This is a genomic window from Methylobacter arcticus (genome assembly GCF_050917435.1).
In the GTDB taxonomy this organism is placed as follows: Bacteria; Pseudomonadota; Gammaproteobacteria; order Methylococcales; family Methylomonadaceae; genus Methylobacter_A; species Methylobacter_A titanis.
The window spans coordinates 817,564-833,327 of sequence record NZ_CP159583.1 but is presented as its reverse complement, the minus strand read 5'-3'; the positions used below and the strand labels follow the sequence as shown (position 1 = coordinate 833,327).

General features: G+C 48.6%; 15 protein-coding genes. 7 read left to right on the top strand and 8 right to left on the bottom strand.

Going from position 1 to position 15,764, the window contains the following annotated elements:
- Positions 1-208: 208 nt before the first annotated feature.
- Complete coding sequence (locus tag ABXJ76_RS04050) at positions 209-1,861, bottom strand: glycoside hydrolase family 57 protein (RefSeq protein WP_432744325.1); 1,653 nt, start codon at positions 1,859-1,861, stop codon at positions 209-211.
- Positions 1,858-2,439 carry a DUF4912 domain-containing protein gene (locus ABXJ76_RS04045; protein ID WP_432744323.1) on the bottom strand — a complete coding sequence of 194 codons (582 nt, stop codon included), beginning with the start codon at positions 2,437-2,439 and terminating at the stop codon, positions 1,858-1,860. The genes ABXJ76_RS04050 and ABXJ76_RS04045 overlap by 4 nt, the downstream gene beginning before the upstream one ends.
- 174 nt (positions 2,440-2,613) lie before the next feature.
- Here ABXJ76_RS04045 and ABXJ76_RS04040 point away from each other — a divergent pair, with 174 nt between their 5' ends.
- Positions 2,614-2,952 (top strand): hypothetical protein, encoded by a 339-nt coding sequence (locus ABXJ76_RS04040; RefSeq protein WP_432744322.1) that lies wholly within the window; start codon positions 2,614-2,616, stop codon positions 2,950-2,952.
- Here the strand turns inward: ABXJ76_RS04040 and ABXJ76_RS04035 are convergent.
- Positions 2,944-3,798 carry an ion transporter gene (locus ABXJ76_RS04035; protein ID WP_432744320.1) on the bottom strand — a complete coding sequence of 285 codons (855 nt, stop codon included), beginning with the start codon at positions 3,796-3,798 and terminating at the stop codon, positions 2,944-2,946. The genes ABXJ76_RS04040 and ABXJ76_RS04035 overlap by 9 nt on opposite strands.
- A gap of 45 nt (positions 3,799-3,843) precedes the next feature.
- Here ABXJ76_RS04035 and ABXJ76_RS04030 point away from each other — a divergent pair, with 45 nt between their 5' ends.
- The 4 genes from ABXJ76_RS04030 (at position 3,844) to ABXJ76_RS04015 (ending at position 8,567) form a co-directional block, all read left to right on the top strand.
- Positions 3,844-4,899, top strand: coding sequence for an IS701 family transposase (locus ABXJ76_RS04030; protein WP_432742714.1), 1,056 nt, complete (start codon positions 3,844-3,846; stop codon positions 4,897-4,899).
- A 498-nt stretch (positions 4,900-5,397) separates the two neighbouring features.
- The gene (locus ABXJ76_RS04025) at positions 5,398-5,820 is read left to right on the top strand and encodes a MarR family winged helix-turn-helix transcriptional regulator (protein ID WP_432744319.1); all 423 of its coding nucleotides are present in this window, start codon (positions 5,398-5,400) and stop codon (positions 5,818-5,820) included.
- Between the two features lie 381 nt (positions 5,821-6,201).
- Entirely contained in the window at positions 6,202-7,695 is a 1,494-nt protein-coding gene (locus tag ABXJ76_RS04020) for a SulP family inorganic anion transporter (protein ID WP_432744317.1), read from the top strand.
- A complete protein-coding gene (locus ABXJ76_RS04015; protein WP_432744315.1) occupies positions 7,695-8,567 on the top strand; it encodes a universal stress protein in 873 nt (290 codons plus the stop codon). Before ABXJ76_RS04020 ends, ABXJ76_RS04015 begins: the two co-directional genes overlap by 1 nt.
- 54 nt (positions 8,568-8,621) lie before the next feature.
- Here ABXJ76_RS04015 and glgX read toward each other — a convergent pair whose 3' ends face one another.
- The 3 genes from glgX to efpL all read right to left on the bottom strand — a co-directional run bounded on the left by glgX (position 8,622) and on the right by efpL (position 13,064).
- Positions 8,622-10,712 (bottom strand): glycogen debranching protein GlgX, encoded by a 2,091-nt coding sequence (glgX, locus tag ABXJ76_RS04010; RefSeq protein ID WP_432744314.1) that lies wholly within the window; start codon positions 10,710-10,712, stop codon positions 8,622-8,624.
- Between the two features lie 640 nt (positions 10,713-11,352).
- Positions 11,353-12,492, bottom strand: a complete 1,140-nt coding sequence (locus tag ABXJ76_RS04005) for a methyltransferase (RefSeq protein ID WP_432744312.1) — start codon at positions 12,490-12,492, stop codon at positions 11,353-11,355.
- 5 nt (positions 12,493-12,497) lie between these two features.
- Positions 12,498-13,064: an elongation factor P-like protein EfpL gene (gene efpL / locus ABXJ76_RS04000; RefSeq protein ID WP_432744310.1), complete on the bottom strand. Its 567-nt coding sequence runs from the start codon at positions 13,062-13,064 to the stop codon at positions 12,498-12,500.
- Positions 13,065-13,422: 358 nt separating this feature from the next.
- Here efpL and ABXJ76_RS03995 point away from each other — a divergent pair, with 358 nt between their 5' ends.
- Both ABXJ76_RS03995 and ABXJ76_RS03990 read left to right on the top strand, forming a co-directional pair.
- Positions 13,423-14,307 carry an NAD(P)-dependent oxidoreductase gene (locus ABXJ76_RS03995; protein ID WP_432744309.1) on the top strand — a complete coding sequence of 295 codons (885 nt, stop codon included), beginning with the start codon at positions 13,423-13,425 and terminating at the stop codon, positions 14,305-14,307.
- Positions 14,300-15,070 (top strand): hydroxypyruvate isomerase family protein, encoded by a 771-nt coding sequence (locus ABXJ76_RS03990; RefSeq protein ID WP_432744308.1) that lies wholly within the window; start codon positions 14,300-14,302, stop codon positions 15,068-15,070. Before ABXJ76_RS03995 ends, ABXJ76_RS03990 begins: the two co-directional genes overlap by 8 nt.
- A 248-nt stretch (positions 15,071-15,318) precedes the next feature.
- On the opposite strand, the gene ABXJ76_RS03985 is transcribed toward ABXJ76_RS03990, so the two are convergent.
- Positions 15,319-15,600: a helix-turn-helix domain-containing protein gene (locus ABXJ76_RS03985; protein ID WP_432744306.1), complete on the bottom strand. Its 282-nt coding sequence runs from the start codon at positions 15,598-15,600 to the stop codon at positions 15,319-15,321.
- A 4-nt stretch (positions 15,601-15,604) separates the two neighbouring features.
- The gene (locus ABXJ76_RS03980) at positions 15,605-15,763 is read right to left on the bottom strand and encodes a type II toxin-antitoxin system RelE/ParE family toxin (protein ID WP_432744304.1); all 159 of its coding nucleotides are present in this window, start codon (positions 15,761-15,763) and stop codon (positions 15,605-15,607) included.
- Between the last annotated feature and the right edge of the window lies 1 nt (position 15,764).

Sequence of the window (15,764 nt, the reverse complement as noted above, 5' to 3'; positions counted from 1 at the left end):
TTATTGCTACCCTGAAACTCAGGTCAAAAGGAAAGATATAGGATTTAGGGTATGCCGTGCGTACCCTATGTACCGCCGGACGTCGGAGCGTCACTGCCATTAAGTTATTCGCGCTTTTGAACACCTATTGCGCGAATAAATTCGCGCCCACAGCATTCAACCATAACTATTTGGTAGCGACGTCATAGCAAAGGAACGACGCAACATCTTAAGACCGGGCAGGTTTAAAACCCACCCTTACATTTGAGGGATTGTAATCCCGAAAATCAATATCCGGAAAAATATTATCCATGATCTCCAGCGCCGTCAAATAACGCTCATTGAGCCTATTCTTGCGAAAACAGTCATGTAAATAGTTAAATCTGGCCAGATGATCGGTAACGCGTTTATTCGCATAGTCGACGGTCGTCCCCGATTTCATGATAAACGGCCAATCGGAAGCTTGCGCCAGCAAAATCGATCTAGCAGCCTGGTTCAAGGCCCGCGTCTGTATCGGAGTCAGCGTTAAGCCCTGAACATCGTGCGCGAGTTTTTCCATCTGCAATTCGGCCTTGTGCAGCAAGGGGTAAATCCAGGCATTGGTTTCATTGATCCAGTAACTGGAATAGCCTTGATCGCCCCAAGTTGATGCGGCGGGTGTAGCTACCTGCGGTGACGGCTGTTGCTTTAAATAATCTCCGCAACTGCTTAGTTGAACGCCGCCGGCGCTTTCGCTTGCCAATCTCAGCACCCATTCCAGCCAATAAGCCCCTTCGAACCACCAATGACCAAACAGTTCCGCATCGTAAGGCGCAACGATAATCGGTTGCCGACCATCGTCCATCGTAGCGCCAAGCCGATCGATTTGACGCTGGCGTTTATCGACAAAATCCTGGGCATGTTCACGCGCTTTTGCTAATGCCTGTCTCGGATTGTAAATTTCCTTAGGCCGATTATCGCCGGTCACCCGATGGTATTTAATGCCGGTGTTGATACGGGTTTTTCCGTCGAGAATATAAGGCGCAATATAATCCAACTCCCGCTCAAAACCGATATCGCTATAGTATTCGCGGTAGTCGAAATCCCCCGGATAGCCCTCTTTAGCGCTCCAAACCTGCCGCGATGATTCCGGGTCGCGTGCAAATGCCGCGACACCATTGCCGCAGGCTATCGGCGCATAAACGCCATGACGAGGTGGTGAACTGGCATCCATAATACCGTGGCTATCGACAAAAAAATACGCGATACCGGCATCGGCCAGCACCGTCTCAAGACCCGGATAATAGGCGCATTCAGGCAGCCAAAAACCGCTCGGAGCACTGCCCGTTGCCGCTTTAAACATTGCGATACCGGTATTGACCTGATTGCGGACTGCAGTTTCGCTGACATTCAACAGCGGCAAGAAACCGTGAGTCGCGGCTGTGGTAATCAGCTCAAGCTTACCGGTGCTTTGGTGTTTTTTAAAAGCCGCCAATAAATCGCCTTGATAGCGATCTTGATAAGTGCTTAACGTATGTAGATAAAAGCGGCGATAGAGTCGCGCTAATTTTTGATACTCCGGCTGCTTGCGGGTTCGGGTAATTTCCTTTTCAGCCAGTTCCAGTCGACTGTGCAAATAGCTCAGATAGCGCGTTTGCAACAAGTCGTCGCGCAACATAGATATCAGCGTCGGCGACAACGACATCGTCAGCCGGTAATCGACGTTATCCGCGTGTAAACGGTCGAGTACACCGATCAGCGGCAGATAGCATTCGGTCATGGCTTCGAACAGCCAGTTTTCCTCAAAAAAACTGTCATGTTCAGGATGGCGCACATAGGGAAGATGCGCGTGCAGAATAATGCTCAGGAGTCCTTGCCCGGAACGCGGTAAACTTGTTGTCATACTTGTTTGTTGATGCCTAAGCCAGAGGCATTTTTGCCCTGGCAATAGCTGAAGTCTTGATGATCTTGATACCAAGCCGTTCGTCCAAGCGGAGCATGAATAATGCTCGAATGGGCAATAGCGATAAAACCGTCATCTGCACCCCATTTACCTATGGCGGCTGAATAAGCCGTTTCATCAACAGGACTGGGTAAAGACACTTGTTGTTGAGTCATCGGGTTATCGATGGCGACGTCGAACCATGATGCCGTCTCGGCAGCTGCCTCTTCGTCGTCGGATTGCGAATAAATTCGTAAGGTGATTTGCTCATTATCAGACATAGACATATCCCTATCCTTTCCCAAATTCCAATAGGCATAAAGGTGTCCGGGATCGACCGGCAAAAGCATCAATTCGGGAGCGTTGCCGAACGGTTTTGGTGCAAAATCCCGACCGATTTCCTCGCCAATATCCAATAGTTCCCTGGGCGAAAGCCTGATTTTTTCGTCAAGTTCCGGCACCGGGTTTGAAAAACACGGAGTAAAATCCCGACTAATTTCCTGACTGATTTCAAGCATGTCTTTCGCCGACAGATTCACGTTGAAATTGTACTCTGAATGCAAAAACGTCATCATCAGCCTTAAACGTTACGATTACCCTATACTAAAATTCTTTCATACACTTAAGCATTATTAGGCTATCTGTTTATAGGCGACCTTGGAAGTTAAGCGCATTTAAGTATACGGAGTAAATTCCACAGGGTCTAGTACTGTATGAGCCCCACAATTAGCGGTGTTGCACAGCTTGGGAGGCATCTACTTTTGGTTTTCGTGGGTCAATTGATTTTTTTGGTTAAGGCGATGCGCTGGCAATGCCCCGGTTACACGGGTAACGGCATCGGTCTGAAAGTCCTTTTCGTATTGGACATCGGTCACATAGGCTCTTGGCGCTTCCTCTTGCGGCAATGGCAAAAACCTAATAACCAACTGAAAAATCCGCTAAAAGGTAGAAAATGGCCGTTATTGCCGGCAAAACGAAAGGCGCAAACACAAATAAATCATACACAACGCATAGACACCAAACAACTGCAGAAAATACCTACACTAGCCTGATTTTTTTCCGGCCAACCGGGGTAACTCCGTTCCACAAATACGACAATAGTTTGCTTCCATTTCATGCCCGATTTTTCGGCATTTCGAACAAACCCTTTCGTCAGCACCCGTATTCTGCCGCTTCATTTCCTGGGATAATTCCGCCGTGAATATACCGGTGGGCACCGCGATGATAGCGTAACCGCTTATCATAACCACTGCCGAGATGGCACGCCCCAGATCGGTTTGAGGCGTGATATCGCCAAAACCCACCGTGGTCAAGGTCACCACCGCCCAGTAAATGCTTACCGGTATGTTGGCAAAGCCATGTTCCGGGCCTTCGATCAAATACATGGCCGACCCGAAAATCACCACCAGCGTGGAAATAGTGAACATAAATATAGTGATTTTGAGCCGACTGGCCATCAAGGCGTTGATTAGCAGATTGGACTGATTGATAAAACGGACCAGCTTCAACACCCGAAATATCCGTAAAACTCTCAGGATGCGGATGACTTGGAGGTAATGTGAATCGGATATAAAAATACCGAGATAGGAAGGAACGATAGCCAATAAATCGATGAGGCCGTAGAAGCTGATGATGTATTTGATTGGCCTGTGTATGCAGAAAATACGAAGAATATACTCGACAGTGAATAAAGTCGTGAATACCCATTCTGCGGTAGCCAGTTGCTCCCCATACCGCTGGCTAATGTCGGCGACACTGTCCAAGATAATGGTTAAAACACTGATCAGAATTAAGATCATCAGCGCAATATCGAAGCCCTTCCCCGCCGGGGTATTGGCCTGATAAATAGTCTGGTACAACGTCTGCCGGAATGTCTCTATACGTGTGCGCGTACTCATAACTGATGTTACGCACCCACCCCTCAAAAAGCGTATTATTTCGGGATGGAAAAAATAAAACTAGAATTATACACAGACTACCTGATCTGCAATAACGGGTTTGCGACGGCGACCGGATTGTCGGCAATGATGGAAGGGGATATAAGCCATGACCAGATGACGCGTTTTCTGGCATCGAAAGCATTTACCTCCAAAGACCTGTGGGGGCAAGTTAAAGCGACAGTACGCCAGATAGAACGGGAAGATGGTTGCTTGATATTTGACGATACCATTCAGGAGAAGACCTGGACGGATGAGAACGAAATCATGTGCTGGCACTATGATCACTGCAAAGGGCGTTCGGTCAAAGGAATCAATTTGCTGAACGCCCTATACTATAGTGGGGAAGTTTCAATTCCCGTCGCCTTTGAAGTGGTGCGCAAGCCTTACCAGTTCAGTGATGTGAAGACCCGCAAGGTCAAGCGGGCCAGTGAGTTCACCAAAAATGAGCTGATGCGGGAGATGATAGCGACCAGTGTGGCGAATGCCATCAAGTTCCGCTATGTGTTGACGGACAGTTGGTTTGCCAGCAAGGAGAACTTTGAGTTTATCCTGAAGAAAGGCAAGCACTTCATCAGCGCCCTAAAGGATAACCGCTTGGTGGCTTTAACAGAAGAAGACAAGAAAGAAGGCCGTTTTGTACGAATCAGTCAGCTGGAATTGGCGGATCAGCAGGCGGTGCGCGGTTGGATGAAAGGCTTTCAACAGGAAGTGCTTTTCGTCCGCCGGGTCTTTACAAACAAAGACGGCAGCATCGGCCTATTGAATCTGGTATGCAGTGATTTAGCGTGCAATGGCGAACAAGCCGCCACGATCTACCAAAAACGGTGGAAAGTTGAGGAGTTCCACAAGTCATTAAAATCCAATGCGGGGTTGGCAAAATCACCAACCCGTACGGTCACTACCCAGAACAACCATGTCTTCATGTCGATCTATGCGGTGTTCAAGCTGGAATGTCTGAAGATAAAACACAAGGCCAATCATTTTGCGCTAAGAACTAAGCTGTTTATCAAAGCGAACCAGATAGCTTATGAAGAGTTGCAAAAATTACTGGCTGCGTAACATCAGCTCATAAGTAATAATTCCTCCTGTGAATTTGGCCTGACATTCTACCGGTTTGGTTTCTCGGGTGCTTTTTGGGCTTTTGGCGTGAAATTAGCACAGTATAATCGCTGCGTTTTTTGACGGGTAGGTTATCGCATGTTATTGCGGATTCACGGCTGCTGACTTAAACCGGGACAGTTAAGACCGTCGAGTGGGAGCGACGCACCGGCCAGATAGCTAAGTATTGGGCAGCCCGGCCGTTCGTTCTGACCTGCGTACAATTGGCGACAGTCACGCATAATTTTGGTGCGCCTGAGTACTGCCCGTTTTTCCGGGATTTTGCCGATTATTATCACCAAGGACTGATTGATAACCTTGGGTGAAAAAATTGATTCAGGTGATTGTGATCTAGCATCGGAGGATTGCCCTAGCGGTGAATCCAGCTTGCAGCACTCTTCTGATTAGGATAAATGCAAAAATATTGATACTATACCTTTTGCTTATTATATTTTTCTTATGCATTCTAAATTCGGTTTTTTAAGCTACGAAATCAGCCACGTCATTCGTCAGCGCTTTAACAAGGAAGCGGAAAATATCGGCTTGACTCATGCCCAATGGCGAGCTTTGGTACATCTGTCCAACAACGAAAACTGCCGCCAAATTGATCTGGCCGACATCCTCGAAATCAAACCGATTACGCTGGTAAGGCAGATCGACTTGCTGGAAGAGGCGGGGCTGGTTCGACGTAATAAGGACAGTGAGGACCGGCGCGCTTATCGTCTGGAACTCATGCCCAAGGCGCACGCCGTCATGCAGGAACTCTGGAAAATCGCCGATGCAGTGGAAGCGGAGGTGCTTAAAACCTTAACACCACAAGAACAACAACAGATGACCGCGCTGCTGGAGCGCATTAAAACCAGCATGAGCGAAACTGTCTGATTAATGAAATTGGATAGTGAAAAGCTTGCATAAACCTAAGCGGATAATCCGTTTTTTCACGAAGCTGATCAACGGCGGATTGTGCTGCGAACAGGCTAATGAAACCGACCGGCAAATGCTGACCCGAGTTCGTCATTTTATTGCTTATCATTACCTTGTCTGATGATCTTCTCGATTTACTACTCGGAACACTGCATTCTATTTTTGAATGAATGCATCTGCTTTTTGAGCTTATAGAAGGATTCATTGAAGAAATTCTCGAACACAGCCTCAAAGCCGCCCAAACAATGCCTCCTTAGCATTCCCTGCCATCGCTCGAATAATTTTTTTGCTTCTTTAGCTATGTTTTGGCATAGCCTTTTTTAAATTTATAGGATTGACATGCTCTTTTTATCAAAAAAACAGGACTGGCTCGGCAACATCCGCAGCGATTTACTGTCCGGTATTGTCGTTGCCCTTGCCCTGATCCCTGAAGCGATTGCCTTCTCCATCATCGCCGGTGTCGACCCCAAAATCGGGCTCTATGCATCCTTCTGTATTGCGGTGATTACTGCTTTTGTCGGCGGCAGACCGGGCATGATTTCAGCGGCGACAGGAGCCATGGCGTTATTGATGGTGACTTTGGTCAAGGATCACGGGCTACAGTATTTGTTAGCGGCAACCGTGTTAACCGGTGTGTTACAAATCATTTCCGGTTACCTGAAACTCGGCAGCTTGATGAGCTTTGTTTCCCGCTCGGTGGTCACCGGTTTTGTCAATGCACTGGCAATATTGATCTTTATGGCGCAATTGCCGGAACTGACTCACGTCACCTGGCATGTCTATGCGATGACGGCGGGCGGATTGGCGATTATCTATCTGTTTCCGTACATTCCCTGGATCGGCAAAACCCTGCCTTCGCCGCTGGTTTGCATTGTGGCTTTGACCGGCATAGCGATGTATTTACACCTGGATATCCGCACCGTCGGTGATATGGGACAACTACCGGATACCTTGCCTATATTCCTCTGGCCCGAAGTGCCGTTGACCTTGGAGACCTTGCAGATCATTTTGCCTTATTCGGTGGGATTGGCCGTAGTGGGTATGCTGGAATCGTTAATGACCGCCACTATAATCGATGATCTAACCGATACGACCAGCAACAAAAACCGCGAATGCAAAGGTCAGGGCCTGGCTAATATCGGTGCGGGCTTATTGGGTGGCATGGCCGGGTGCGCGATGATCGGCCAGTCTGTAATCAATATCAAATCGGGCGGACGTGGACGTTTATCGACGCTATGCGCGGGTGTGTTCCTGCTGATCATGGTGGTATTCCTGGGCGAGTGGCTGTCTAAAATCCCGATGGCCGCGCTGGTGGCGGTGATGATCATGGTCTCGATCGGCACCTTCAGTTGGAGTTCTATCGTCAAACTGAAAGAGCATCCGTTATCCACCAATGTGGTGATGGTAACGACCGTGATTGTTGTTGTCTGGACACATAATCTGGCGTTTGGTGTAGTGACCGGGGTGTTGCTGGCATCGTTGTTCTTCGCCAATAAAATCGGTCACTTTATGGCTGTCGAATCTGACTTGGACGAGGAATCGAACACCAGAACTTATCATGTTGTCGGACAAGTCTTCTTTAACTCGGCAGACAAACTTGCCACTGCCTTTGACTTTAAAGAAGCGGTAGAAAAGGTGGTGATAGACCTGCATCGTGCGCATTTCTGGGATATATCCTCGGTAACCGCCTTGGATAAAGTCGTGATAAAGTTCCGAAGAGAAGGCGCCGAGGTGGAATTAATCGGCTTGAACGAAGCCAGTTCGACGATTGTCGACCGTTTCGGCATACACGATAAACCGAAAGAAATTGAAAAAATCATGGGAAGTCACTAATGAACAACACTACTACAAATTTGGTACTGGCGTGCATTGACGGTTCGTCATTGACAGAAGCCGTCTGCGATTACGCCGCCTGGATAGCACAACACGTCGATGCGCCGCTAAAACTGCTGCACAGCATCGATCATCACCATGAGACCGCTGCCATATTCGACTTATCCGGCAATATCGGCTTGGGCAGCCAGGAATCTTTACTCGAAGAGCTTGTCGCCGTCGAACAGCAGCGCAGCAAGTTACTATTACAGCGAGGAAAATTGATATTACAGGCGGCAAAAGACCGTGCGATCCAAGCAGGTATCGCGGACCCTATCACCAATCAGCGCCATGGCAGCCTGATAGAGTCGCTGATAGAACTTGAAGATAGCATCCGCGTCCTGGTCATCGGCCTACGCGGAAAAATACACGAAAACCAGCCTGACCAGATAGGCGCCAAACTTGAATCCATCATCCGTTCATTGCATAAACCCATTCTGGTGGTCAATGCAGCTTTTAAGGTGCCGCAACGCATCATGATCGCCTATGACGGCAGCAAAGCGGCAGAAAAAGCGGTCGACATGGTCGCCACTAGTCCGCTTTATAAAGGCCTGACCTGCCACCTGGTCTGCGTCAGTAACGACAATACAACAATAGAGCCGTTGCTTGAAGCGGCCGCCAGTAAACTGACAAAGGCGGGCGGCATTGAAGTGATCACTAAAATATTACCCGGCAAGCCCGATCAAGCGCTTTGTGCATATCAGGACAAACACGCTATTGATCTGACCGTGATGGGCGCGTTTAGCCACGCCCGCATTCATGATCTATTGCTAGGCAGCTTTACTGTCAAGATGCTGATGCACACCCAAAAGCCGTTGCTGTTGCTGCGGTAAAACTGAAGAAATAAAGAGGCTCGTCAAAAGAGCCTCTTACCCGCCAATTACACGCTATTCAACAATCCAATTCTCAAAGACCACGACAGCCCGGGTATTGACCTGATAGCAATTTTCGCGCACTGGTTTCTGCTGTTGCGAGTCCACAATATCCTGCGGTGACGGCAACGATGTGTCCAAAGACAGGCACCATAAGCGACCGGCAATATCCGGCAATTCAATGGTCGCTTGTTGAGCTGACATATTCATCACGACATGCAGGTCGGGTTCGTTACTTTCTACACCTGCCAGAGTAAAAGCCAGAACCCTGGCTTCCGGATCACCCCATAACGGCTTGTTCAGTTCGGTGCCATGCCATTGAATTTCGGCCATGCCTCGGCCATTGACAGCCTTGCCGGTCAAAAACCGCCGCCGCATGATGGCCGGGTGTCTTTTGCGCAACGCTATCATCAACTGAACAAAGCGCAGCATATCGGCATTTTTTTCCGCCATACTCCAGTCTATCCAGGACAATTCATTATCCTGGCAGTAACAATTATTATTTCCGCCCTGGCTATGTAATAACTCGTCGCCCGCCAGTAGCATCGGAACGCCATGGCTGAGTAGCAACATGGCGAAGACATTTTTCGCCTGTTTTCTGCGCAACGCCAGAATACTTGCGTCGTCGGTTTCACCCTCAATGCCGTAATTAAAACTTAAATTATTATTACAGCCATCCTGATTATTTTCGCCGTTAGCCTCATTGTGTTTTTCGTTGTAACCGAACAAATCGTACAAGGTGAAGCCGTCGTGACAGGTGACAAAGTTAATGCTGTTAATAGGCAGCCGACCCTTGTCTTCATACAAATCGTTACTGCCGCAAAGACGGGTTGCAAGCTCGTTGATCAAGCCATTATCGCCGCGTACAAAGCGCCGGATCACGTCCCGGTATCTACCGTTCCATTCAGCCCAGCGATAACCGGGAAAACTGCCGACCTGATACAGACCTACCGCATCCCAGGCCTCGGCAATCAATTTGGTTTTGGCCAGCCGCGCGGAGAGCTCAATACCCCACAGCAAAGGCGGATCATGCAGAACTTTACCCCCCTCCCCCCGGGCTAAGGCGCTGGCCAAATCAAAGCGGAAACCATCGACATGCATTTCCCTGACCCAATATTCCAGGCACTTAATAATAAAGTTGGCCACCAGGGGATGATTGGCGTTTACCGTGTTGCCGCAGCCGGTATAATCATGAAGAATGCTCTTATTATTCTCATCATGATGATAAAAAATATCATCGCCTATGCCCCTAAAATTTATGATCGGGCCATCGGCACCCGCCTCTGCAGTATGGTTAAACACCACATCCATAATAACGCCGATGCCGGCCTGGTGCAGCGCTTTGACCAGATCGCGAAACTCCTGTACATGAGTGCCTTGTTCCGGGGTGACGCAGTAACCTGGATGCGGACTAAAAAAACTGTGGGTACTGTAACCCCAGTAATTCTTCAGCCCCATATCGGCGGTGTTCTTAGGGACATCCTGTTCATCGAAAGCCATCACCGGCAATAGTTCAACGTGAGTAATGCCGAGTGCTTTCAGGTAAGGAATTTTTTCAATCAACCCGGAAAAAGTACCCGGATGATCCACTTTCGAAGAAGGATGTCGGGTAAAACCGCCTACATGCAGTTCGTAAACAATAGCCCTTTCGCTGCGAATGCGTAGCGGCACATCGCCTTCCCAATCATAATGATCGTCAGTGACAACGCAACGCATCGCGGTAAGTTTATTGTCACCCGGCATACACGCCGCCTTGCGACTCCAGCGCTTATCACTGACGGCGCGCGCCCAAGGGTCGATCAATTGCTTGTCTTTATCAAAATGCAATCCCGCTTCACGGACTTGATTAGGCCCGTCCATGCGCCACGCATACCATGTGCCCGTCGGCAATTCGGCCACATAAACGTGCCAGGAAAAAAAAGTTCGGTGGATTTCTTCCTGCAACACGATGGTTTGAAAGGGTTCATCGCAGTCTGACGTATCAAAAAGCAACAGTTCCACATGCGTCGCATAGCGGCTGAAAATGGAGAAATTGACTCCCTTGTTTTTAGCTCTGGAGCCCGAAGGGTAAGGATTACCCGGACTTAACTGGTATTCTTTTTGCATATCCTCGTCTCGCGCTTTGTCATGACAAAGCTTAATTAACTCGTTTGGGTTGTTTTCTACTGAAAACAGGAAGTCATACTTGCTATTATCCAAAGCCAGAGGCTGCAAGGCAATGCAAAGCCTATAGCAAGATCACTACAAATACTCGCGGAAAACCAGCTTCAATCCTGTGGCTTCTCTCAGTTAAGGCATTCCAGGCTAGTTTCTTCCCTATTTAGCGATGAAATAAACCGCGTCTAAAAACCAATTATATATAAATAAGAAATTATTAATCAATAATTACAGGCATTGTCAACGAATAAGCGCATATGTATAGTATAGCTAACACTGATTAATTCCTTCCCATAAAATAGCAAAGGAGCTTTAAAATGACTGCTTTTAAAAGAGATATACTAATAGGACTCATGTTTGTCGTTGGTATTTTAGGCTTTATTTCCGGCGAATTCATTGTTTCAACTATTATGTTCGGATCGGCCGCCCTATTTAGCAATATGTTGTTAAGTCCCAGGCTGCGCAACTAAGTTTTTACCACCTCTTGATATCCTACCTCAAGCAGACTCTCTCCTGTTTGACTTTTCTCCCGGCGCGTGTATTAGCACCGGGAGTTTTTTTTGCCTGAATTTTTTGCCGGTTTTGCAAGTTACCTCATCAACACCGTCTTCACGATAACGAATTTGGAATTGGTTGCAACGACCGAATGCGCTCCAAAAAGACGGGCCAGGTAGCTGTGATAATCCAGATGCCGATTACCAATCACCCACAATTCGCCGCCTTGACGCAATACCCTGTGCGACTGTTTAAATAAGCTGACAGCAATCTGGTCGCCTACCGTATTTTGCTGATGAAACGGCGGATTGCAAAGAATCAGGTCGGCCGACTCGGACTCGAAATTCATCAAGCCATCACCGACGCAAAAAGTCGCCGCGCGCTGCTGTCCAAATACACGATAAAAATTGTCCCTGGCCGATGCCACAGCCATAAAAGACTCGTCGACAAAATGCAATGTCGCCTCTGGATTGCGTTCGGCGGCGATTAAGCCGACCAAGCCGTTACCGCAACCCAAATCGATAATGTCGCAGGCATCCTGCCGAGAAGGGAGATGCTGAAGAAAAAAGCGCGTCCCTATATCGAGACTGTCTCGCGAAAACACGTTGGCGTGGTTACTAATCAGGTAATCGGTATTTTCAAGCCGATAACTGGCCGGATAGGGACTAGGCGGCACAATCAGCCCGGTATCAAGGGATGCAAAAATCAGCCGCGCCTTCTTTCTTGCCAGCGAGGTCGTCGTCGGCCCGACCAAACGCTCCAGCAACTTCCAAACCGAAGGCGGCAGGGTTTTGATCATGCCCGCTACAATGATCCGGGTTGACGGTGTCAAATGCGGACGCAGGCGTATCAACTGGTCTTCCAATAACGCCAGCGTCTTCGGCACCTTAATCAATACCCGGTCAAAGACACCCTCCAACGGCTCAAGACTATGCAGCAAGCTGACGCTTTGCTCAGGCAAGCCGTTTGCGGCAAGATTGAGCCGCGTGGCCTGCTGAGACAGATAGGAATCCGACATCGCATCCGGCCGGAAAGCATTCAAGGCCACAGCCAGCGCGCCAAAACCATCATTCACGATCAGAATCTGCGCGGCATCGGGCGGATTCAGTTCTTCTGCCAGCGTGTTAAGCAGATACTCGTCCGCCGCATCCCAGGCGCGCAGCAACTCTCGCGGCCGTTTTGGCAGCCGGTTGAGTTCAAACTCGCCTTGAGCAACGCTTAAACGATTAGACATGACGGTTAAGCGCGTGACATGAATTTTCCGCTGTCGGTATTAATCTTAATCAATTCCTCAGGCTCCAGATATTCGGGCACCTGAACCTCCAATCCGGTGGTCAGCCTGGCCGTTTTGGTACGCCCTGACGCCGTCGCTCCCTTAATGGCCGGAGCCGTCTCCACTATCGCCAACACCACGGAACTGGGCAATTCAATACCCAGCACTGCATCGTCTATCAACAAGGCCACAATGCCTTCAAGCCCTTCGGTCAAATAGTCGATTTGGCCTTCCAAATCCGCATTACTCAAGGTGTACTGGGTATAATCTTCCATATTCATGAAGATATAATTATCGCCGTCTATATAAGAAAACTGCACCTTGGCTCGCACCAGATCGGCATCCTTAAAGAAATCATCCCCTTTTAAGGACTCATCCAGTTTTTGACCGGTTTTAAGGTTGGTAAAACGAATCTTGTACAGAGTCGACGCGCCACGGGACGATGGACTTTTTGCATCGACCTGCTTAACCGCATGCGGTATGCCGTTTATTTCAACCACCATGCCTCTTTTTAAATCACTCGCTTTTGCCACGCAAACCTCTTCTCGATTAAACTTGCCGACAACATGCAGCAAGGGTTTATAGTTAAGTGAGCTAAGCCACCATCAGACGCCATTATATCGTAAAATTTATACTTAAAACCGCCTGCTATCGGAAAGCTATTTTATGGCGCTTCAATCTTAACCATTCATCAAATTTCTTCGCTGGTCTGAAACCGCCCCCTTCAGGTCGATTATGCAAGTTTGACAACGATGCATGGGTATCGTTATCCTTTTTGGTAACCTGCTCGTTTACGGGGAGGGAACAATCCACCGACCTCTACCCGTCGGCGGGTGTCACTCGACGGATAGAGGTCGGGTGTGGATTGAAACATCAGTGAACAATTAAATCATGTCAGATAAAAAACCCACTCTCGGTTTCATCGGTATCGGCCTGATGGGCAAGCCGATGACATTGCGCTTGCTGGATGCAGGCTTTAGCGTCAATGTCTGGAACCGTACAACTGAAAAGCTCCGACCGGTCACCGATGCCGGCGCTACAGCCTGCTCATCCGTTGCCGAATTAGTCCGGGCCTCCGAGGTCATTATCTTATGCCTGGCCGACACCGCTGTGGTCGAATCCATTGTCCGCAACGATATTGCCACCAACGGTACCGCAGGCAAGTTGCTGATTGACTTATCCAGCATTCACCCGGAAAACACCCGGCAATTAGCGGCACTATTGCATCAACAATGCGCGATGGACTGGGTTGACGCACCGGTTTCCGGCGGCGTTACCGGTGCAGAACAGGGCAATCTGGCGATTATGGCGGGCGGAAACTTAGAACATATCGATATTGCCCGACTCGTTCTCGCGCCTCTTTATCAACAATTAACCCACATGGGCGAGGTGGGCAGCGGCCAGATCACCAAGATCTGCAACCAGATGATCGTCAGTTGCAATGTGCTGGTTATCGCCGAAATGATGGCGCTGGCCAGACAAGCCGGTGTTGACGCCCAGAAAATACCTGTCGCGCTGGCAGGAGGTTTTGCCGACTCCAAGCCCTTGCAAATTGTCGGCGCCGAAATGGCGACAGGAACCTTTGAGCCGGTCAAATGGCGGGTTAAAACCCTGCTGAAGGATTTGAACATGGCGGTTGATTTGTCCGCCAAACAGGGCACTGCCGTCCCCATGTCCGCTCTGGCCTCGCAACTGATGCAACTGCACGGCAGTCAAGGTTATCGGGAACAAGACCCGGCCACTTTAATCAAACTGTACACGAAAACCGATGCTTAATTTTACCGCCAATCTAAGCCTGTTATTTACCGAAGCACCCTTGATTGATCGATTTAAGGCTGCTAAACAAGCGGGCTTTAACGCCGTAGAAATTCAATTTCCTTACGAGTTAAGTGCAGCCGCGATAAAAAACCAACTGGACGCGCATGACTTAAAACTGGTTTTGTTTAACGTAGACGCCGACGATTTATTACAAGGCGGCGAGGGACTTGCCTGTGTGCCTGAAAAACGCGATCAATTCAGGCAGGCCGTTGCCCAAACCATCGAATACGCCAAGCAGTTAAAACCGGAAGTCATCAATGTGCTGCCGGGGCGCTGTCTGGATAACAGCCGCCTGGAGCACTATCTGGCAACCTTTAAAGAAAACCTGTGTTGCGCCGTCGAGGCCTTTTCGCCGCTGAACATTAAAACGGTTTTTGAAGCCGTCAATACTCAGGATATGCCAGGATTTATCATCGATAGCGGAGCGCAAATGCTTGAGGTATTGCATCAACTAAACCGCCCGAATCTGTTTATGCAGTACGATATTTATCATATGCAAATGATGGGCGAAAAACCCGAAGCATTTATTGCTGAACATATCCAGAAAATCGGTCACATTCAGTTTGCCGATTGCCCCGGACGGGGGCAACCCGGTAACGGCCAAATTGATTTCGACCGGGTGTTTTCAGCCATTGAAACATCGGCTTATTCGGGATGGGTCGGTGCGGAATATAAACCGGTTGGCGCTACGGCTGAAAGTTTAGATTGGTTAACGCCGTAAGCGTCAACTAAAAACATAAAACCACGAAAACACGAAGAAAAACCAAGGTAAAAACTTCGTGTTCTTCGTGTCTTCGCGGTTAATTAATCTATAAGTTTGTGAACTTGATAATTGCATTGGAATTAACTGTCTATAAAATCGTTTTTCAGTACATTAATAAACAATTCATCCATTAATCGATTTAGGAGACAGTTTTAAGCAATGTGTGTTGGATGTTGATTGAAAACGATCAAGCTAGGTTCGATTGATTAAGCCGCTTTCAACTCCACATGCACACGCTGGCCTAAGGCTGCGGCTATATTTACCAGAGCATCCAACGAAAACCGTGACACGCGGCCACGTAACAGGTCGTTGATGCGAGGTTGGGTGACTCTGCAATGAATCGCTGCGTCAGCTTGTTTCCAATCATTTGCCTTGATGATGGCTGTGATTTGTTGCATCAGTTCGGCTCGTGCCTGAAGATTGGCAGCTTGTTCTGGCGTGTTGGCAATCGCGTCCCACACACTGTTAAAAGTTTCGGTATTGGTCATGATCTTAAGCCCCTATCATTAGTTCAGCGTATCTCTTACTGGCAAGCGCGATGTCACGTTTGGACGTAGTCTGTGTTTTTTTCTGAAAAGCATGCAACACGTAGACCGCATCGGCCAGTCTGGCAGTGTAGATTACTCGATAAATACCAGAATCGTCCCGCACC

Excerpts from the sequence above, each read along its gene's own strand:
- ABXJ76_RS04050 (WP_432744325.1), bottom strand. The coding sequence starts at position 1,861 with ATGACAACAAGTTTACCGCGTTCCGGGCAAGGACTCCTGAGCATTATT.
- ABXJ76_RS04040 (WP_432744322.1), top strand. The coding sequence starts at position 2,614 with ATGAGCCCCACAATTAGCGGTGTTGCACAGCTTGGGAGGCATCTACTT.
- ABXJ76_RS04035 (WP_432744320.1), bottom strand. The coding sequence starts at position 3,798 with ATGAGTACGCGCACACGTATAGAGACATTCCGGCAGACGTTGTACCAG.
- ABXJ76_RS04030 (WP_432742714.1), top strand. The coding sequence starts at position 3,844 with ATGGAAAAAATAAAACTAGAATTATACACAGACTACCTGATCTGCAAT.
- ABXJ76_RS04025 (WP_432744319.1), top strand. The coding sequence starts at position 5,398 with ATGCATTCTAAATTCGGTTTTTTAAGCTACGAAATCAGCCACGTCATT.
- ABXJ76_RS04020 (WP_432744317.1), top strand. The coding sequence starts at position 6,202 with ATGCTCTTTTTATCAAAAAAACAGGACTGGCTCGGCAACATCCGCAGC.
- ABXJ76_RS04015 (WP_432744315.1), top strand. The coding sequence starts at position 7,695 with ATGAACAACACTACTACAAATTTGGTACTGGCGTGCATTGACGGTTCG.
- glgX (WP_432744314.1), bottom strand. The coding sequence starts at position 10,712 with ATGCAAAAAGAATACCAGTTAAGTCCGGGTAATCCTTACCCTTCGGGC.
- ABXJ76_RS04005 (WP_432744312.1), bottom strand. The coding sequence starts at position 12,492 with ATGTCTAATCGTTTAAGCGTTGCTCAAGGCGAGTTTGAACTCAACCGG.
- ABXJ76_RS03995 (WP_432744309.1), top strand. The coding sequence starts at position 13,423 with ATGTCAGATAAAAAACCCACTCTCGGTTTCATCGGTATCGGCCTGATG.
- ABXJ76_RS03990 (WP_432744308.1), top strand. The coding sequence starts at position 14,300 with ATGCTTAATTTTACCGCCAATCTAAGCCTGTTATTTACCGAAGCACCC.
- ABXJ76_RS03985 (WP_432744306.1), bottom strand. The coding sequence starts at position 15,600 with ATGACCAATACCGAAACTTTTAACAGTGTGTGGGACGCGATTGCCAAC.